We start from the raw sequence: 15274 nt of genomic DNA on the forward strand, positions 1-15274 counted from the left end.
CGGCGCTTGCACCCTCTGCTGCACTGCGCCATCGCCGCCGGATGCACGAAACGAGCAGCAGCGACCGGACGCCCGAGCGGCCCGGTTTCAAGGAGTTCGTCGGCCTCGTCGCCGGGCTGATGGCGATCAACGCGCTCGGCATCGACATCATGCTGCCCGCGCTGCCGTCGATGGCCCAAGCGCTGGGGATCACGGTCGAGAACCAGCGTCAGTTCATCATTTCCGCCTACGTGATCGGCTTCGGCTCGATGCAGATCGTCTACGGGCCGCTCGCCGACCGGTTTGGCCGGCGTCCCGTCCTGTTCCTGTCGCTGAGCCTGTTCGTGGCGACCAGCCTCCTCGCCACCTTCGCAAGCAGCTTTCCCCAGATCATCGCCGCCCGGCTGGTGCAGGGCATGGGCGCGGCGGCAACGCGGGTCTTGGCCGTGTCGATCGTGCGGGATCGTTATGCCGGGCGGCAGATGGCGCGGGTGATGAGCCTGGCGTTCATCGTCTTCCTCGCGGTGCCGATCCTCGCGCCCTCGATCGGCCAGTTCATCCTGCTGGCCGGGCCGTGGCGGTGGATCTTCTATTTCCTGGCCGCCTTCGGCGCCACGCTGGTCCTGTGGGCGGCGCTCCGCCTGCCGGAGACGCTTAGCCCTGAACTGCGCCGGCCGCTCGATCCCGGCACCATCGTCCGCGGCTTCGGGCAAGTGCTCCGGGACCGGACCTCGCGCGGCTACATGCTGGCGATGGCGCTCAGCTTCGCCTGCCTGATGGGGTTCATCAACTCGGTGCAGCAGATCTTCGAGCACGTGCTGCACCGGCCGGAGATCTTCGCCTACGTCTTCGCCGGCTGCGCGGGTGCGATGGGCGTAGGTTCGCTGCTCAATGCGCGGCTGGTCGGGCGGTGGGGCACGCGGCGCGTCTCGCAATCGGCGCTGATCGGCATGATCACGCTGTCCTGCCTCCATTATATTTATGCCGTGACGATGGGCGAAAGCCTTTCCAGCTTCGTCGTCTTCCAGGCCTCGACCATGTTCTTCTTCTCCATGACGGGATCGAACTTCGGCGCCATGGCGATGGAATCGATGGGCGCGATCGCAGGCACCGCCGCGTCGGTGCAGGGCGCCGTTTCGACCGTGCTGGCCGCACTGATCGGCGCGGCGATCGGCCAGTCGTTCGACGGATCGACGAAGCCGATGATCCTCGGCTTCGTGCTCTGCTCGACCGCCTCGTTCCTCTGCGTGCTGTGGACCGAGCGGGGACGCCTCTTCCGCCCGCATCACCCCGACCCTGCCGCCGCTCAATAATCCTTGGAGACGCGCACGTTGGCGCTTTGCCGGCCGATGGTGGAGATGGTCGACAGGAGCGACAGCCAGCGCGTTACCTGGAACTCCAGCCGCGTCGCCGAATAACCCTGCCCGTCCGAAATCACCTCCACGAAGGTGCGCCGCCCGAGATATTTGCCGGCGGCAATTGCGGTTCCGGCACCGGTCGTCGGATCGGCGGGCAGGATCCGCAGCCGGTCCAGCCCGGCCGCCCGGCGCAGCGTGTTGATCGGGTTCAGCCCGATGCCGCCGCCGCCCTGGCGCAACGAGGCGACGGCAGCGGCCAGCTGAAGGGCTTCCGGAGCGGACAGGCTGGTGATGGAGGAGCCGAACAGCAGGCGGGACAGTAGCTCGTCCTCGGGCAGCGCCGGCACGCTCTGGAAATCGATCTGCGGCTTCTGCCCCGTGCCGGAGACCCGGATGGTCGCGGAGAGGCCCTGGATGTTCGCATTGGCGACGATATCCAGCAGCGGATCGGGTGGCGCCTCGCCCTGGAACCGGATCATGCCGCGATCGAGATCGAAGCGACGGCCGGCAAATTCGTAATTGCCGCGGACAAGGTCGGCACGGCCGGTGATCGCCGGATTGTCGACATTGCCCTTGATCGTCAGATCGGCACGCCATTCACTGTCGAGGCCGAGACCGTTCACCGTCAGCCGATTGTCCGCACGGGCGCGCAGGTCGAGCCGCCAAGGTGCCGCAGCCGCAACGGGCTCCGGATCGTCGGCAGCGCGGTTCACCTCCTGCACGGGCAGGCGCGGCACCGTGGCGGCAGCGGCCTGGCCGAGGCGGAAGCGCCCGGCATCAAGTTCCAGATCGCCCGAGATCACGCCGCCACGCCCATCCGAGCGGATGGCGAGCGGGCCCGTCACCTGCGCACGGATGTCGTCGCGGTTGAGCAGCAGCGCCTTGTTCGCGTTGGCCGCGATGTCGATGCCCAGCCCGCCCGCCAGATCGAAGGCAGCGCGGCCGGCGATCGTGCCGCCCCGCGGCGTGCCACCGGTGAACCGATCGATCACCAGGCGCGATCCGCCGAAGCGACCGTCGGCGACAAGCTGTTCGATCACCGTGCCCGAAACCGCACTTTCCAGGCGCGCCCCTTGCGCCTTCAGGGAACCGCGGATCAACGGATCGGCCAGCGTGCCGCCGATGTCCGCACCGATGGCGACCGGTCCTGACAGGTCGATCGTCTCGATGCCGGTCAGCCGCCACAAAGTATCAGCCGGCCCGGTATAGCGGAGCTGTGCGAAGAGCGGTGCTCGCCGCAAGCGCTCAACCAGATCCTGCCCGGGCGCGAGCGGCGCGACACGCGCCTGGGCCCGGCCGATGGTCCGCCCGCCACTCGCCATGGTCGCGCGGCCGACCGCGCCGTCAGCGCGCAGCACGGCAGCCACGCCGACATCGATCGCCTGTGACGACAGGACGAGGCCCGAACGGGTGAGCCCGCGCACGGTCAGGTTGGCTCGACCGGTCGGCGCAGCGCCCGCCGCGGTGCGATAGATGAGGCTGCCCGTCGCTTTGCCACCGAGCCCGAGACCGGGATAGAAGATGTCGAGCGCGACGAGCGGCAGCGCGGTGAGATCCGCCTCCAGCTCCGTCGCGCCGGGGCCGAAGCGGCCGGCCACCGCCGCCGATCCGCCAGCATAATCCACCTGCGTCCGCGCCAAGCGCCAGCCGTCGCCTTCACGGGACAGCACGGCAGGTGCGGCGAGGCGCAGCGGCTTGCGATCCACCTCCCCCTGCCCGATCAGCGTGATCCGCCCCGGCTCAAGCCCGAGCACGGTCGAGAGCGCAAAGGCCCGCCCGCGCGACCCCGCGACGGACGCCTTCACCGTGCCGCGACCGCCCTTGAGCGATGCATTGCCGGCAAGCCGAGCGAGCGAGATCGATCCGCGGCGCAAGCCGTAAGCCGTCGTGGTCGCCTCGATCGCCGTCCCGGCGGGATCGAGCAGCAGCACCGCATCCAGCCGTCCGCGGCGAACGCGCATATCGGCAACCCCGCCGAGCATGGCACCAGCCGCCAGCAGATGCGCCTCGATCCGCTGGATCTCGCCCTGCGGCGCGAACAGCAGCGGGCCGCTCAGGCCACCGCCCGCCAGATCGAGCCGGCCGGTGAAGCCGCCGGGATCGGAGCGGAGCGCACCGGACGCCGTCGTGCCGCTGACATCGAGACGGGCGACCCGCACCGTGGCGGGCTGCCCTGCCGGGAGTGCGATCTGCCCCGCGCCGGTGAACGGGCCCAGCGTGGATCCGCCGCGCGCCTGCCACGCAAAACCCTCTGCATTCGGATCGAGCGCGAGGACGACGTCGCTCAGGCCCAGCGCATCGGCCGGCCGCGCCAGCACGATGTCCAGCTTGGGCTTGTCGATGCGCCCGTCGAGCCGCAGGCGGAGCGGGCCGTAGGTTGCCTGGTTGCCGCCGCCCTCGAAGAAGAAGGTGCCGTCCCGCCGGCGGAAGCCGTTGCCGGTGATGCGCAGCGCCGGCGCGGTGAGCCGGAGCCCCGTAAAGCGGATCGTGCCGTCGGCCTGGCGTTCCAGCGCGGTGTCGATCTGCGGCAGGCCACCGGCCAGCCCACGCAGGAAGGCATTGTCGAACCGGCGCACCGCCGCCCGCCCGCGCCCGATCACGCGCGTGCCGCGGCCGCCAGGCCCGGGGACGACGCGGAGCTCGCTCGACACATCGACGATGCCGAGGCCGGGGATCAGATAACGGCGAAGGCCGCCCGACAGGGTGACCGCGTAATTGCCGGTGACCAGATCGACGAGCAGCGCGAGTCGGCCGTTCAGCTTGTCGGATCGGAGCGTCAGGCCGTCACCGGTGAGCAGTTTCGGTGTCACCTTGAGCGTGCCGGCAAGATCCAGATTGCCGAGGATGCCGCCTGCCACGTCGCCGACACCCGTCACCCGGCGGGCATGGAAGCGGATCGGCACCGCGATCGGTGCGCGCGAGAAGCGGCCTGCGCCGAACGCGCTGGCGCCCTCGAACCCGGTCTGGTCGAAGGCGAAGCGCGGGGATGTCAGGCGGTAGCGGAACGACGCCGTCGAGAAAGCGCCCGTCAGCTCCGCCTGCAGGCGAATGTTGCGGCCACTCATGTTCGGGAACAGGGCCGCTGGACGCAACAGGTTGGCATCGATCTTCAGCGGATCGAAGCGGCTTTCCGCCAGATCCACTACGCCCTTGGCGTTGATGGCGAGCGCGGCGGAGCGCAACTCCACCTGCCCGTCCAGCCTCCGGTCGGCAAACCGCGCCTCCCCGGTGACGCCGATCCGCGGTGCGGTGAGACGCTGCGCCTTGCCGTTGAGGAAGGGTGACGGGGTGAGACCACCGGTCAGCGTGTAGCGGCCGTCGCGCGCTCCAAGCGTCAGATCGACGACGCGGCGACCGCCGAACTCGGCCTGCGCGGTCCCGTCCCACCGCTGGTAGGTGCCACGTCCGCCGATCCGCGCCTGGATCGACCCGCGCGTGCCGAGCATTACGCCAGCGACCGAATCGGCGGGTGCGTCCAGCTCACCGGCAAGGTCGAAACGATTCGCGCGGGGTTCCGCATCGAGGCGGACGAGCAGCCGATCCCCGCCGCCCGCCACGCGTGCACGCAGATCGAGCAGAGCCCGGCCCGAGCGGATATCCGCCTGCGCATCGAGGCCCGCGACGCGGCGGCGGCCGGCCAGTTGCGGCCCGAGCACGAGGCGGGTCACCTTGAGGCGGCCGAGCGCAATGTCGAAATCAGGCAGGATCGGCTGGTCGCGACCTGTCGGCCGCAGCCGGGGTATGCGATGTAGTGTCGCGAAGTCGGAGGTGAGATCACGCACGTCGAGCCGGTTGGCCAGCCAGCGCGTCGGGCGCCAGTCGAGCCGCACCTCGGGTGCCTCAAAGAACAGGCCGTCGAGATCGTAGAGCCGCAGGTCGACCAGCCGCGCACGGCGCCAGATGGATCCGTCGATTCGGCCGATGCGGATGCGCAGGCCCGACCGGATCGGCAGGGCGCCGATACGATCCGCGATGAAGCGGTGGCCGGGCCCGGTGTCGATCGCCCACAAGGCGATGCCGACCGCCAGCACCAGCGTGACGACGATGCCGAGCGGCCAGCGGATCCACCATGGCCAGCGCGCGGCACGCGGCACAGGCGGGGCTGCCTCGCTCAAAACGCCTGACCCAACGAGACGTAGACGGCAATGCGTGCGTCTCCGCGACGTCGGTTCAGCGGGGTGCCGACATCGACACGGATCGGGCCGAAGCTGGTATAATAACGCGCGCCGAGCCCGGCACCGTAGCGCAGACCGGTGAACCGCGGCAGCGCGCTGGTGTAGAGATTGCCGGCATCGAGGAACGGCACCACGCCGAAATCGCCGAAGCGGACGCGCCCCTCCACGGCGAACTCCGCGAGGCTGCGCCCGCCGACCGGATCGCCATCGATGTCGACGGGTCCGACATCCTGATAGCCATAGCCGCGCACCGATCCGCCGCCGCCTGCATAAAAACGGCGGGACGGCGCGATGCGATCGCGTGCGGCGCCGGCAATGCTGCCGATGCGGGTGCGCGCAGCGATCACGACGCCCGGCGACACGGGGACGTAGGCCGACGCATCCACCTGCATCCGCGCATAGCCGAAGCTGCCCGACTGGAGCGACAATTCGGGCGAGAGGCGACCGGCCAGGCGATAGCCGCGCGTGGGATCGAGCAGATCGTCGGTGCCGTCATAGGCCAGGCTGCCGGGTGCCGCGGCGATGAAGTAGGTGCGGCGGCGGGCGACGCCGGTGGTGCGGATCACGTCCCGCTCGTCCGAGGCGACCAGTTCGCCGCCGACGCTCCACGTCCACTTTTTCTGCCAGATGATGTTGGACTGGCGCTCGAGCGAGCCCGACAGCGTGAAGGTGCGCGCATCATAGGCGTTGCGATTGGTGTGCGAAGCCAGGATTTGCGCGCTCAGCACACGATCGCGCGCCTTGTAATTGGATCGCCGCAGCGCCACGCCGGCAAGCTGTTCCTGCGTGCCAAGCACACCGCGCACCGTCACTGCGCCTTCGGGGCGGATGAGATTGCGGTGCGTCCAGCTGAGCGCGGCGCGCGCGCCCTCGCCCGTGCCGTAGCCGAGCTCGCCCGCGACGGTCCGCGGTGGCGCGGGCTCCAGCCGGGTGAAGAGGTCGACAGTGCCGTCGGGGCCCGGCGTCGAGGTGATGCGCACGGTCGAGACCAGCCCGGTCTGGATCAGCGCGCGGCGATAATCCTCCACCAGCGCCGCATCGTAAGGATCGCCGGGCCGGAAGCGGGCGATCCGGGCGAGATGGCGCGGACCGAACAGCCGGTCCCCCTCGACCCGCACCGTGCCGAAGCGCTGCGCGGCGCCGGTCGTCACCGGCAAAGCGAGCGTGGCGGTGCGCGTTTCGTGGTCGACGATCACCTGCGGCTCGCCCACCGTGCCGAAGGCGAACCCTTCGCGTCCGAGCGCGGTCTGGAGCGCGGTGCGGGCGGCGAGCACGCGTTCCGCATCCACCGGATCACCGGCTTTCACCGGGAAGGCGGCCTCCAGCGTCGGCGCCTTGCCGGCTGCCGCGGCGAGGCCCGGTGTGGTGACCTCGCGGAAGCTGTAGCGTGGCCCCGGCTCGGCAGCGAGCGTCACGACGATGCGGCGCGTGCCCGCCTCCGCCTCGACCCGCGCCTCGACCCCGGCATCGTAATAGCCCTCAGCGCGCAGCAGATCGCGCAGCAGCCCCTCATCCTCGCGCGCGCGCCGGTCGATCTGCGCGACGTTGGCGGGCTCCCCCTCCCCGCCATGCAGCACGGAGAGCGAATCGAAGCGCTGGAGGAAGGCAGGGGTGCCGACAACGCCAAGCCCCTGAAGCGCGACGCGATAGCGTTGTTCGCCTGCGGTATCGATCGCGGCGGCGATGGGCGCATCGGCGGCGCTGGTGGCCAGATCGGGCCACTCGACTCCGAGATCGGGCAAGGGGGCAAGGGGTGAATCAGGGTCCAGCGTCGGCTCAGGCACAGGCGATGCAGGCGTGAGGATCTGCGCCCGGAGCGGGCCCGTTGCGGCGAGCAGGAACGCGCAGCCGGCGATACGGACCCGCCGCCGCCACGGAGAAACGGGCTGCATCGCGCAACCTTAGCGCGGCGGCGATGGCTCCGCCACTTCCCGCATTCGCTCCCGTCCGGGAAGGTGCTCAGCGTGGCGCGGCTGCCACCGCGATCAGTGAACGGTGCCCACCGGCTGATCGGCCGCCAGCACCTCGATCAGGCGCTCCACCTGACGCCAGCGGCAGAAGTGGACCACATTGCCCTTGTCCCGGCTCGCTCCCGCCCGCAGCGCCGCCTCGATCGCGGCGTGATCGCCGAAGCGGGCGAGCAGCTCGGCCGCGCTGTCGAGCGTGGCGCGATCCGCGATGAAGAGCGTCGTGTCGGTCAAGCCGTCCCCCGGGCAAGTGCGTCGGATGCGCCCTTGCGCCAGCGGACCTGCCAGCCGCGTCAACGTGCAAGGTGAAGGCGAGCTTCACCATGCCGGGTGGTGCGCGGCGCAGGCGCGTGGCAAGGCGGCGCCATGTCGTCCAGGGAACCCCGCGCAGCCGGCGCGATCATCGCTTTGCTGACCATAGCCGGCGCGCTCGTCGGTACGATTGCGGGCCAGCCGTCGCTCGGCGTGCTCGGCGGGCTGGGCGCCGGCGGGCTGCTGGCGCTCGGATTGTGGCTGCGCGATCGGCGCCGCTAGGAAGTTTCCTAGCGAACTCGGCCACCGGACCAGATCACGCGGCCGATCAGGCGCAGTGCGGCGGGCGGATGCGGGCCTGACGGCGGATAGGCGCGATTGTCGCTGATGATGACGATGCCACCGGCCGCAGCGCGGGCCAGCCGCTTGACCAGCAGCGCATCGTCGTGCCGCAGCACCCAGATGCCATCGGCGAGCGGACGGCGCGTCGCCGCGGCATCGACGATGATCTCGTCGCCGTCATGCAGTGTCGGCTCCATCGAATCGCCCTCGACACTGAGCAAGGCGAGATCGGCGGTGCCGTGCGGGGCAAGTTGCCGCAGCCACGCGGCGTCGAGCGCGATGCGGCCGATCGCATGCTCCTCACCCAGCGCGCCGGGGCCCGCCGAGGCCGCGACCGACAAGCGCGGGAGCGTGACGAGATCGGGCGCGGGCGCCGGCTCCGGCCCACCGAGCGCAGCATCGGGCACGCCGAGAAATGCTGCCAGCAGGCGGCGATCCCGCTCCGCCAAGCGCCGGGGCGAGCCGCGCTTGATATATTGCTGGATGTAGGCGGCGTTGCGCCCGACCACGCGCGACAGAGCCGCATAATCGTGCCCGCGCGCGATCCGGTGCGCGTCCAGCGCGGCGCGGGCGGCGTCATCTTCCACCACACCGTCCTAGGTCTAGGAAATTTCCTAGACAAGTAGGAAATCAGAGAACAGATCATGAACATGTGAGTCGAAGGAGGGCGTGGCCATGACCTTGTTGCAGGAGATCGAACGGCATCTGAAGCGCAGCGGCACCGCGCCGTCGGTGTTCGGTCGCCACGCCATGAACGATCCGAGTTTCGTGCGCGATCTGCGGAACGGGCGCGAACCGGGCGAGCTGACCATCGCGCGCGTGCGCGAGCATATTCGCGCCGCAACCCCGCGCGCGACGGATGCGCGATGAGTGGTCTCGCCCATCGGAGAGCAGCCCGCTCGCCGGACGCGCACCGGCTGCTGATCCGCGCGATCGGCGAGTATCTGCCCGACGCCACCTTCGCCGCAACGCAGAGCATCCCCTGGGCGAGCGCGACCTTCACCGGCGCGCGTCACCGGCTGGACCTGGTGCTGCCGAGTATCGAGGCGGCAACGGCGTTTGCGGCGAAGGCGGCGGAGCTGGACCTGCCACTGCGCGGCCACATCGTCGCCGATCTTGTCGCAACGGCAGGCGCGGACGGGTGCCTGACCGTGGAGGCGCTGACGATCGAGGATGCATGAGCCCGCTTGATCGGGCCGGATCGCGCCCCATCTGGCTTGCCATGCGAGGTGCAGGCCAGAGCGGCGCGTGGAGGCGCAATGCGCTGTTCGCGGTCGGTTGTGCGCTCATCCTTGCAGCGCCGCTGGTCGGCGTCCTGCCGGGGCCGGGCGGCACGTTGGTGGCAGCGGCGGGGCTGTCGCTGGTGCTGCGGACCTCGGCCTGGGCCAAGCGGCTGTACGTGCGGTTCAAGTCGCGATTTCCCAAAACGGGGCGGATGTGCGACTGGGGGATGCGACGGCCCAGCCACCGCCGCCGCACCGCGCTGGCAAGGGCGCGGGAGGCGCCCGGCGGTTGACTCGATCCGCCCCCTCCCCTATGCGCGCGGCCGAACTGCGGCCGCCCCACCAGGCGGCCCTTTCCGTTTTTCGGCCACTGCCCTTGTCTGAGGACCAATACGATGAAGCGCACCTTCCAGCCGAGCCGGCTCGTCCGCAAGCGGCGTCACGGCTTCCGCTCGCGCTCGGCGACGCCGGGCGGCCGCAAGGTGCTGGCGGCGCGCCGCGCACGCGGCCGCAACAAGCTGTCCGCCTGAGCGGTGACGTGCCGGTCCGCACGCTTGCGCGGCGGGCCGAGTTTCTGAAAGCCAATGCCGGGCGTCGCCAGCCGATGCCCGGCTTCGTGCTTTTGGTGCACCCCCGCGGCGATGGCGATCCCGCCCGCGGCCTGGGCATCACCGTGACGAAGAAGATCGGCAACGCCGTCGTGCGCAACCGCATGAAGCGGCGCTTTCGCGCGCTCGGGCGCGAGCTTCTGCCTCTCCATGGCATCGCCGGGGCCGATCACGTCCTGATCGGCCGTGCCGGCGGCGTCGAACGGCCGTTTGAGCAGCTGCGCGCCGAGCTGGCCAAGGCGCTTGCCAAGGCAAGCCGCAGCGGGCCGGCGGCGTGACGACATCGGGCCAGCCGGCCGGGCGCAGCCTGCTGGCGATGCCGCTCATCTGGGTGGCGCGCCTGTGGCAGATCGGCCCCAGCCGGGTGCTGCCGCCCTCCTGCCGGTTCCAGCCGACGTGTTCGGCCTATGCGATCGAGGCGCTGACCCGCTATGGAGCGGCGAAAGGCGGCTGGCTGGCGGCGCGGCGCATCCTGCGCTGTCACCCGTGGGGCGGCTGCGGCCATGACCCCGTTCCCTGAAAAGGCGTTTTCGTGAACAGCGACAATAATCGCAACCTGCTGCTGGCGATCCTCCTCTCGGTGATCGTGATCCTGGGCTGGAGCTTCGTCAGCCGCCACTTCTTCCCGGCGGCCAACCCGCCGACGACGAAGGTGGTGGACGGCAAGACGGTGCCGGTGGCCAATCCCGGCGCTGATCCGGCGGCGGACTCCCCCGCGGCGCTGCGCAACCGCGCGGTGGTGCTGCGCGAATCGCCGCGTGTGGCGATCCGCAACAGCCGGGTGGCGGGCACGATCAGCCTGAAGGGCGCGCGGATCGACGATCTGGTGCTGTCGACCTACAAGGAAACGCTGGCGAAGGACTCGCCGCCCATCCGCCTCCTGTCGCCCGCGGGCGCGGCGGACGCCTATTATGCGGCGTTCGGCTGGTCGGGGGAGGGCGTGACCCTGCCCGGTCCGGACACGGTGTGGGCCGCGGATGCGACCGAACTGACGCCCGCGCGGCCGGTGACGCTCAGCTGGACCAACCCGCAGGGCATCCGCTTCGCCATCCGTATCGCGCTCGACGACGTCTACCTCTTCACCGTCACGCAGACGGTGGCGAACGGCAGCGGTGGTGCAGCGGGCGTGCGCCCCTATGCGCTGCTCAGCCGCGTCGGCCACAGCAAGGATCCGGATAGCTGGACGGCGCATGCCGGGCCGATGGGCGTGTTCAACGGCGCGGCAAATTACGGGCCGGACTACAAGGATCTCGACAAGGGCGAGACCGAGGGCACGCACTTCGCCTCGACCGGCGGCTGGCTGGGCTTCAGCGACAAATATTGGCTGACGGCGCTGTCCCCCCTGCCGAACGCGCGGGTGGAGGCGAACTTCCGTGGCGCCAACAGCCGCTACCAGGCGGATCTGGCCGGGCAGACGCGCATCGTGCCGCCGGGCCGCAGCTATTCGCAGGACGTGCGCTTCTTCGCGGGCGCCAAGGAAGTGGCGCTGCTGGATCAGTATGAGAAGGCGTCGGCCATCCCGATGTTCGATCGCGCGATCGACTGGGGCTGGTTCTACTGGTTCGAGCGGCCGATCTTCTGGCTGCTGGATGCGCTGTTCAAGGCGGTCGGCAACTTCGGCGTCGCGATCCTGCTGCTCACCTGCATCATCCGCCTGCTGATGTTCCCGGTCGCGAACAAGCAGTTCGCCTCCATGGCGGGGATGCGCGTGGTGCAGCCGAAGATGAAGGAGCTGCAGGAGCGATACAAGGACGACAAGGCGCGCCTGCAGCAGGAGATGCTGGAGCTGTACAAGCGCGAGAAGGTCAATCCGCTGGCGGGCTGCCTGCCGATCGTGTTGCAGATCCCGATCTTCTACGCGCTCTACAAGGTGCTGCTGCTGACGATCGAGATGCGCCACCAGCCCTTCGCCTTGTGGCTGAAGGACCTGTCGGCGCCCGATCCGATGACGCCGGTCAACCTGTTCGGCCTGCTCGCCTTCACGCCGCCGCCGATGATCGGCATCGGCGTGCTGCCGATCCTGCTCGGCATCACCATGTATCTGCAATTCAAGCTGAACCCAGCTTCGCCCGATCCGGTGCAGCAGCAGGTCTTCTCGATCATGCCGTGGGTGATGATGTTCTTCTTCGCGCCGCTCGCGGCGGGCCTGCAGCTCTATTATGTGATGAACAACCTGCTCTCGATCGCGCAGCAGCGCTTCCTCTACAGCCGCCATCCGGCGCTGAAGACGGCGCCGACCAAGTGACCGAGGCTGATGACGCGCCGGACGGCGACGATGCGATCGAGGCCGCGCGCAAGCTGTTCGCCGGGCCTGTGGGCTTCATGCTCTCCGCGCCCGGGCTGCAGCACCTTCCCGCGCCGGAGCTGCCGGAGGTGGCGTTTGCCGGGCGATCCAACGTCGGCAAATCATCGCTGCTCAACGCGCTGACCGGGCGGAACGGGCTGGCGCGCACCTCCAACACGCCCGGCCGCACGCAGGAGCTCAACTTCTTCGCGGTGGGCGAGCCGGCGGTGTTCCGGCTGGTCGACATGCCGGGCTACGGCTTCGCCAAGGCGCCGAAGGACATGGTGCGGCGCTGGAAGCATCTGGTGAACGACTATCTGCGCGGCCGGGTGGTGCTGAAGCGCTGCCTCGTGCTGGTGGATGCCCGCCACGGCCTCAAGGATGTCGATCGCGAGCTGATGACCATGCTCGACAAGGCGGCCGTCTCCTACCGGCTGGTCATGACCAAGGCCGACAAGGTGAAGCCGACCGAGCTGGCCAGGGTGCAGGAAGCGACCGCCGCCGAGGCGCGCAAGCACGTCGCCGCGCACCCCGAGGTGTTGGCGACGTCGAGCGAGACGGGCGAGGGCATCGCCGAGCTGCGTGCGGCGGTGCTGGAGGCGGCGCGCGGTTGAAGGCGGACTGCCGATACGCTATGTATCAGGCGTCAGTGAGGACATGATCCTTTGATGCGAGCCTCCGCTGTTGCAGCAGCGGGGGCTCAATTCGTTTGGGGCAGGTTGCAGCCTGCCCCCACCCGTGTGCTCTACTTGGAGCGAGACACCTCGACCACCTTGAGGATCAGGGTGGCAAAGGCGATCAGCACGCCAAGCAGGAGACACATGTCAGTGAGGGACATGATGACTCCTTTGATGTGACGGCAACAGCGCCGCCACCTACAGCTCTGCCTAGCTTCGACGGCGGTTAATAGTAGGCGTCACATGCTTTCGGCGAAGATGCGACCGTCCGCGCGGGCCAGTGTCGCGATGCTGGCCATGTCGTCACTGTCGAGTGCGAAATCGTGCAGCGCGAAGTTCTCGGCCAGACGTTCCGGACTGCGGGTCTTGGGGATGATGCAGAGACCCCGCTCGAGGTGCCAGCGCAGGATGATCTGCGCGGGGCTGCGGCCATGCCGCGCCGCCACCTGGGCGATCACCGGATCGTCAAGGATCGCCCCGCGCCCGAGCGGCGACCAGCTGATGGTGGCGATGTCGTGCTCGCGGTGGAAGTCGACCAGCTCGTCCTGCGGGAAGGCGGGATGGAGCTCGATCTGGTTGACGGCGGGCACCACGCCCGTCTCGTCGATCAGTCGGCGAAGCTGTGCGACGGTGAAGTTGGACACGCCGATCGAGCGCACCCGGCCCTCCTCGCGCAGCTCGATCAGCGCGCGCCACGTCTCGACATAAAGGTCGTGCTGCGGCTGGGGCCAGTGGATCAGGTAGAGATCGAGCCAGTCGAGCCCGAGACGGGCGAAGCTGTCCTCGAACGCCTGCCGGGCGGCGCCGCGGCCATGCGCGTCGTTCCACAGCTTGGTGGTGACGAAGATCGTCTCGTCGCGCGCGCGGACGCCCTCCCCCACCTCCCGCTCATTGCCGTAGATCGTGGCAGTGTCGACCGCGCGGTAGCCGAGATCGATGGCGCGGGTCACCATCTCCGCCGTCTCGTTCTCGGGGATCTGATACACGCCGAGGCCGATCTGCGGCATGCTGTAGCCGTCGTTGAGCTGGACGGTTGGGCTGTAGGTCATGCGGGCTCCTTCGCGATCCGAAGCGGGGCAACGCACCGCCGCGCGTGCGGATGCCGATGCTTGGCCGCGCTGATCCGGATTGCTAAGGCGCCGAAATGAACACGACCGATGCCCGGCCGCTGCGCGCGCTGCCTATGCTCATCTTCAGCTCGCGCTGGTTGCAGCTGCCGCTCTACCTCGGGCTGATCGTCGCGCAGTGCGTCTATGTTTATCTGTTCCTGCACGATCTTTGGCACCTGGTGACGCATGCCGGCGGGTTCGGCGAGCAGCAGATCATGCTCGTCGTGCTCGGCCTGATCGACGTGGTGATGATCTCCAACCTGCTCGTGATGGTCATCGTCGGCGGTTATGAGACGTTCGTCTCGCGGCTGGGGCTGGAGAAGCACCCGGATCAGCCCGAGTGGCTGAGCCACGTCAATGCCGGCGTGCTGAAGGTGAAGCTGGCGATGGCGATCATCGGCATCTCCTCCATCCACCTGCTGCGCACCTTCATCGAGGCCGCTTCGCTCGGCACGCCCGAGGCGCGGGTGACCATGCAGGGCGTGATCCTGCAGACGGTGATCCACGGCGTCTTCATCCTGTCGGCGATCGGCATCGCCTTCGTCGACAAATTGTCGTCGACCACGCCGGTGCGCGAGCGCCACTGACCGCGCGAGTTGCCGCGGATCGACCGGGCGGCTATCCCGCGCCGATGCTCAAGCTGTTCATCGGCAACAAGGCCTATTCCAGCTGGTCGATGCGCGGCTGGCTGGCCGTCCGCCGCTCCGGCCTCGCCTTCGAGGAAATCGTCGTCCCCCTCTATGACGAGGAGTGGGACAAAAGGCGCGAGGGGGGCGAGTTCGCGCCGTCTTCGGGCAAGGTGCCGATCCTGTGGGATGGCGACATGGTGGTGTGGGACAGCCTCGCCATCATCGAGTGCCTGGCCGACCGTGTCGGCCGCGCTCCCTTCTGGCCGGAGGATGAGGCAGCACGCGCCACCGCCCGGTCGATGGCGGCGGAGATGCACTCCAGCTTCCAGGCGTTGCGGCGCGAGCACAGCATGAACGTGCGCCGCACCTTTCCGGCAAAAACTCTCTCCCCCGCCGTGGTGGCGGACGTGACCCGCATCGTGACGCTCTGGGCCGAGGCGCGCTCCCGCTGGGGATCGGAGGGCGATTTCCTGTTCGGCGAATGGGGCGCGGCGGACATCATGTTCGCCCCCGTCGTCACCCGCTTCCTCACCTATTCGATCCCGGTGCCCCGCTTCGCCGCGCAGTATATGGGCGCGGTGCTGCGCCACCCGGACGTGACCGCGTGGATCGACGCCGCGCAGGACGAGCCCTGGGTAATCGAGAAGTTCGAGGTGCCGAGCGAAGCGTGA

General features: G+C 69.3%; 17 protein-coding genes. 12 read left to right on the plus strand and 5 right to left on the minus strand.

Annotated elements, in window-relative coordinates; all coding sequences use genetic code 11:
* Positions 1-41 precede the first annotated feature (41 nt).
* Entirely contained in the window at positions 42-1292 is a 1251-nt protein-coding gene (locus tag BM360_RS06835; RefSeq protein WP_093312710.1) for a multidrug effflux MFS transporter, read from the plus strand.
* Here BM360_RS06835 and BM360_RS06840 read toward each other — a convergent pair.
* The 3 genes from BM360_RS06840 to BM360_RS06850 form a co-directional block, all read right to left on the minus strand.
* Positions 1286-5452, minus strand: coding sequence for a translocation/assembly module TamB domain-containing protein (locus tag BM360_RS06840; protein WP_093312712.1), 4167 nt, complete (start codon positions 5450-5452; stop codon positions 1286-1288). The genes BM360_RS06835 and BM360_RS06840 overlap by 7 nt on opposite strands.
* Positions 5449-7404 carry an autotransporter assembly complex protein TamA gene (locus tag BM360_RS06845; protein WP_093312717.1) on the minus strand — a complete coding sequence of 652 codons (1956 nt, stop codon included), beginning with the start codon at positions 7402-7404 and terminating at the stop codon, positions 5449-5451. Before BM360_RS06845 ends, BM360_RS06840 begins: the two co-directional genes overlap by 4 nt.
* A 93-nt stretch (positions 7405-7497) precedes the next feature.
* Entirely contained in the window at positions 7498-7713 is a 216-nt protein-coding gene (locus BM360_RS06850; protein ID WP_093312721.1) for a hypothetical protein, read from the minus strand.
* Between the two features lie 132 nt (positions 7714-7845).
* On the opposite strand from BM360_RS06850, the gene BM360_RS19530 reads away from it, so the two are divergent.
* Positions 7846-8013, plus strand: a complete 168-nt coding sequence (locus BM360_RS19530; RefSeq protein WP_165611219.1) for a hypothetical protein — start codon at positions 7846-7848, stop codon at positions 8011-8013.
* Positions 8014-8021: 8 nt separating this feature from the next.
* Here BM360_RS19530 and BM360_RS06860 read toward each other — a convergent pair whose 3' ends face one another.
* Positions 8022-8660 (minus strand): S24 family peptidase, encoded by a 639-nt coding sequence (locus BM360_RS06860; RefSeq protein ID WP_093312728.1) that lies wholly within the window; start codon positions 8658-8660, stop codon positions 8022-8024.
* An 88-nt stretch (positions 8661-8748) separates the two neighbouring features.
* On the opposite strand from BM360_RS06860, the gene BM360_RS06865 reads away from it, so the two are divergent.
* The 8 genes from BM360_RS06865 (at position 8749) to yihA (ending at position 12802) form a co-directional block, all read left to right on the plus strand.
* Positions 8749-8943 (plus strand): hypothetical protein, encoded by a 195-nt coding sequence (locus tag BM360_RS06865; protein ID WP_093312729.1) that lies wholly within the window; start codon positions 8749-8751, stop codon positions 8941-8943.
* Positions 8940-9254, plus strand: coding sequence for a hypothetical protein (locus BM360_RS06870; RefSeq protein ID WP_242653345.1), 315 nt, complete (start codon positions 8940-8942; stop codon positions 9252-9254). Before BM360_RS06865 ends, BM360_RS06870 begins: the two co-directional genes overlap by 4 nt.
* Positions 9251-9589 carry a hypothetical protein gene (locus tag BM360_RS06875; RefSeq protein WP_242653346.1) on the plus strand — a complete coding sequence of 113 codons (339 nt, stop codon included), beginning with the start codon at positions 9251-9253 and terminating at the stop codon, positions 9587-9589. The genes BM360_RS06870 and BM360_RS06875 overlap by 4 nt, the downstream gene beginning before the upstream one ends.
* A gap of 102 nt (positions 9590-9691) precedes the next feature.
* On the plus strand, positions 9692-9826 hold the full coding sequence (rpmH, locus tag BM360_RS06880) for a 50S ribosomal protein L34 (protein ID WP_093312731.1): 135 nt from the start codon (positions 9692-9694) through the stop codon (positions 9824-9826).
* A gap of 8 nt (positions 9827-9834) precedes the next feature.
* Positions 9835-10182 carry a ribonuclease P protein component gene (rnpA, locus tag BM360_RS06885; protein ID WP_093312732.1) on the plus strand — a complete coding sequence of 116 codons (348 nt, stop codon included), beginning with the start codon at positions 9835-9837 and terminating at the stop codon, positions 10180-10182.
* Positions 10183-10220: 38 nt separating this feature from the next.
* Positions 10221-10424 carry a membrane protein insertion efficiency factor YidD gene (gene yidD / locus BM360_RS06890; RefSeq protein ID WP_423228897.1) on the plus strand — a complete coding sequence of 68 codons (204 nt, stop codon included), beginning with the start codon at positions 10221-10223 and terminating at the stop codon, positions 10422-10424.
* Positions 10425-10436: 12 nt separating this feature from the next.
* Entirely contained in the window at positions 10437-12149 is a 1713-nt protein-coding gene (gene yidC, locus BM360_RS06895) for a membrane protein insertase YidC (protein WP_093312734.1), read from the plus strand.
* Positions 12146-12802 (plus strand): ribosome biogenesis GTP-binding protein YihA/YsxC, encoded by a 657-nt coding sequence (gene yihA, locus BM360_RS06900; protein WP_093312735.1) that lies wholly within the window; start codon positions 12146-12148, stop codon positions 12800-12802. Before yidC ends, yihA begins: the two co-directional genes overlap by 4 nt.
* Positions 12803-13104: 302 nt before the next feature.
* On the opposite strand, the gene BM360_RS06905 is transcribed toward yihA, so the two are convergent.
* Positions 13105-13914: an aldo/keto reductase gene (locus BM360_RS06905; protein WP_093312737.1), complete on the minus strand. Its 810-nt coding sequence runs from the start codon at positions 13912-13914 to the stop codon at positions 13105-13107.
* 95 nt (positions 13915-14009) lie between these two features.
* Between BM360_RS06905 and BM360_RS06910 the strand changes: the two genes are divergently transcribed.
* Together BM360_RS06910 and BM360_RS06915 are read left to right on the plus strand one after the other, a co-directional pair.
* Positions 14010-14561 carry a TIGR00645 family protein gene (locus BM360_RS06910; RefSeq protein ID WP_093312739.1) on the plus strand — a complete coding sequence of 184 codons (552 nt, stop codon included), beginning with the start codon at positions 14010-14012 and terminating at the stop codon, positions 14559-14561.
* A 44-nt stretch (positions 14562-14605) separates the two neighbouring features.
* A complete protein-coding gene (locus tag BM360_RS06915) occupies positions 14606-15274 on the plus strand; it encodes a glutathione S-transferase family protein (protein ID WP_093312744.1) in 669 nt (222 codons plus the stop codon).

Origin of the sequence: Sphingomonas jatrophae (genome assembly GCF_900113315.1) — a bacterium.
GTDB lineage: Bacteria > Pseudomonadota > Alphaproteobacteria > Sphingomonadales > Sphingomonadaceae > Sphingomonas_P > Sphingomonas_P jatrophae.

Coding starts and splice junctions, on each gene's coding strand:
- rpmH (WP_093312731.1), top strand. CDS start 9,692: ATGAAGCGCACCTTCCAGCCGAGCCGGCTCGTCCGCAAGCGGCGTCAC.
- BM360_RS06870 (WP_242653345.1), top strand. CDS start 8,940: ATGAGTGGTCTCGCCCATCGGAGAGCAGCCCGCTCGCCGGACGCGCAC.
- BM360_RS06835 (WP_093312710.1), top strand. CDS start 42: ATGCACGAAACGAGCAGCAGCGACCGGACGCCCGAGCGGCCCGGTTTC.
- BM360_RS06875 (WP_242653346.1), top strand. CDS start 9,251: ATGAGCCCGCTTGATCGGGCCGGATCGCGCCCCATCTGGCTTGCCATG.
- BM360_RS06845 (WP_093312717.1), bottom strand. CDS start 7,404: ATGCAGCCCGTTTCTCCGTGGCGGCGGCGGGTCCGTATCGCCGGCTGC.
- BM360_RS19530 (WP_165611219.1), top strand. CDS start 7,846: ATGTCGTCCAGGGAACCCCGCGCAGCCGGCGCGATCATCGCTTTGCTG.
- BM360_RS06905 (WP_093312737.1), bottom strand. CDS start 13,914: ATGACCTACAGCCCAACCGTCCAGCTCAACGACGGCTACAGCATGCCG.
- BM360_RS06865 (WP_093312729.1), top strand. CDS start 8,749: ATGACCTTGTTGCAGGAGATCGAACGGCATCTGAAGCGCAGCGGCACC.
- BM360_RS06915 (WP_093312744.1), top strand. CDS start 14,606: ATGCTCAAGCTGTTCATCGGCAACAAGGCCTATTCCAGCTGGTCGATG.
- yidD (WP_423228897.1), top strand. CDS start 10,221: ATGCCGCTCATCTGGGTGGCGCGCCTGTGGCAGATCGGCCCCAGCCGG.
- BM360_RS06910 (WP_093312739.1), top strand. CDS start 14,010: ATGAACACGACCGATGCCCGGCCGCTGCGCGCGCTGCCTATGCTCATC.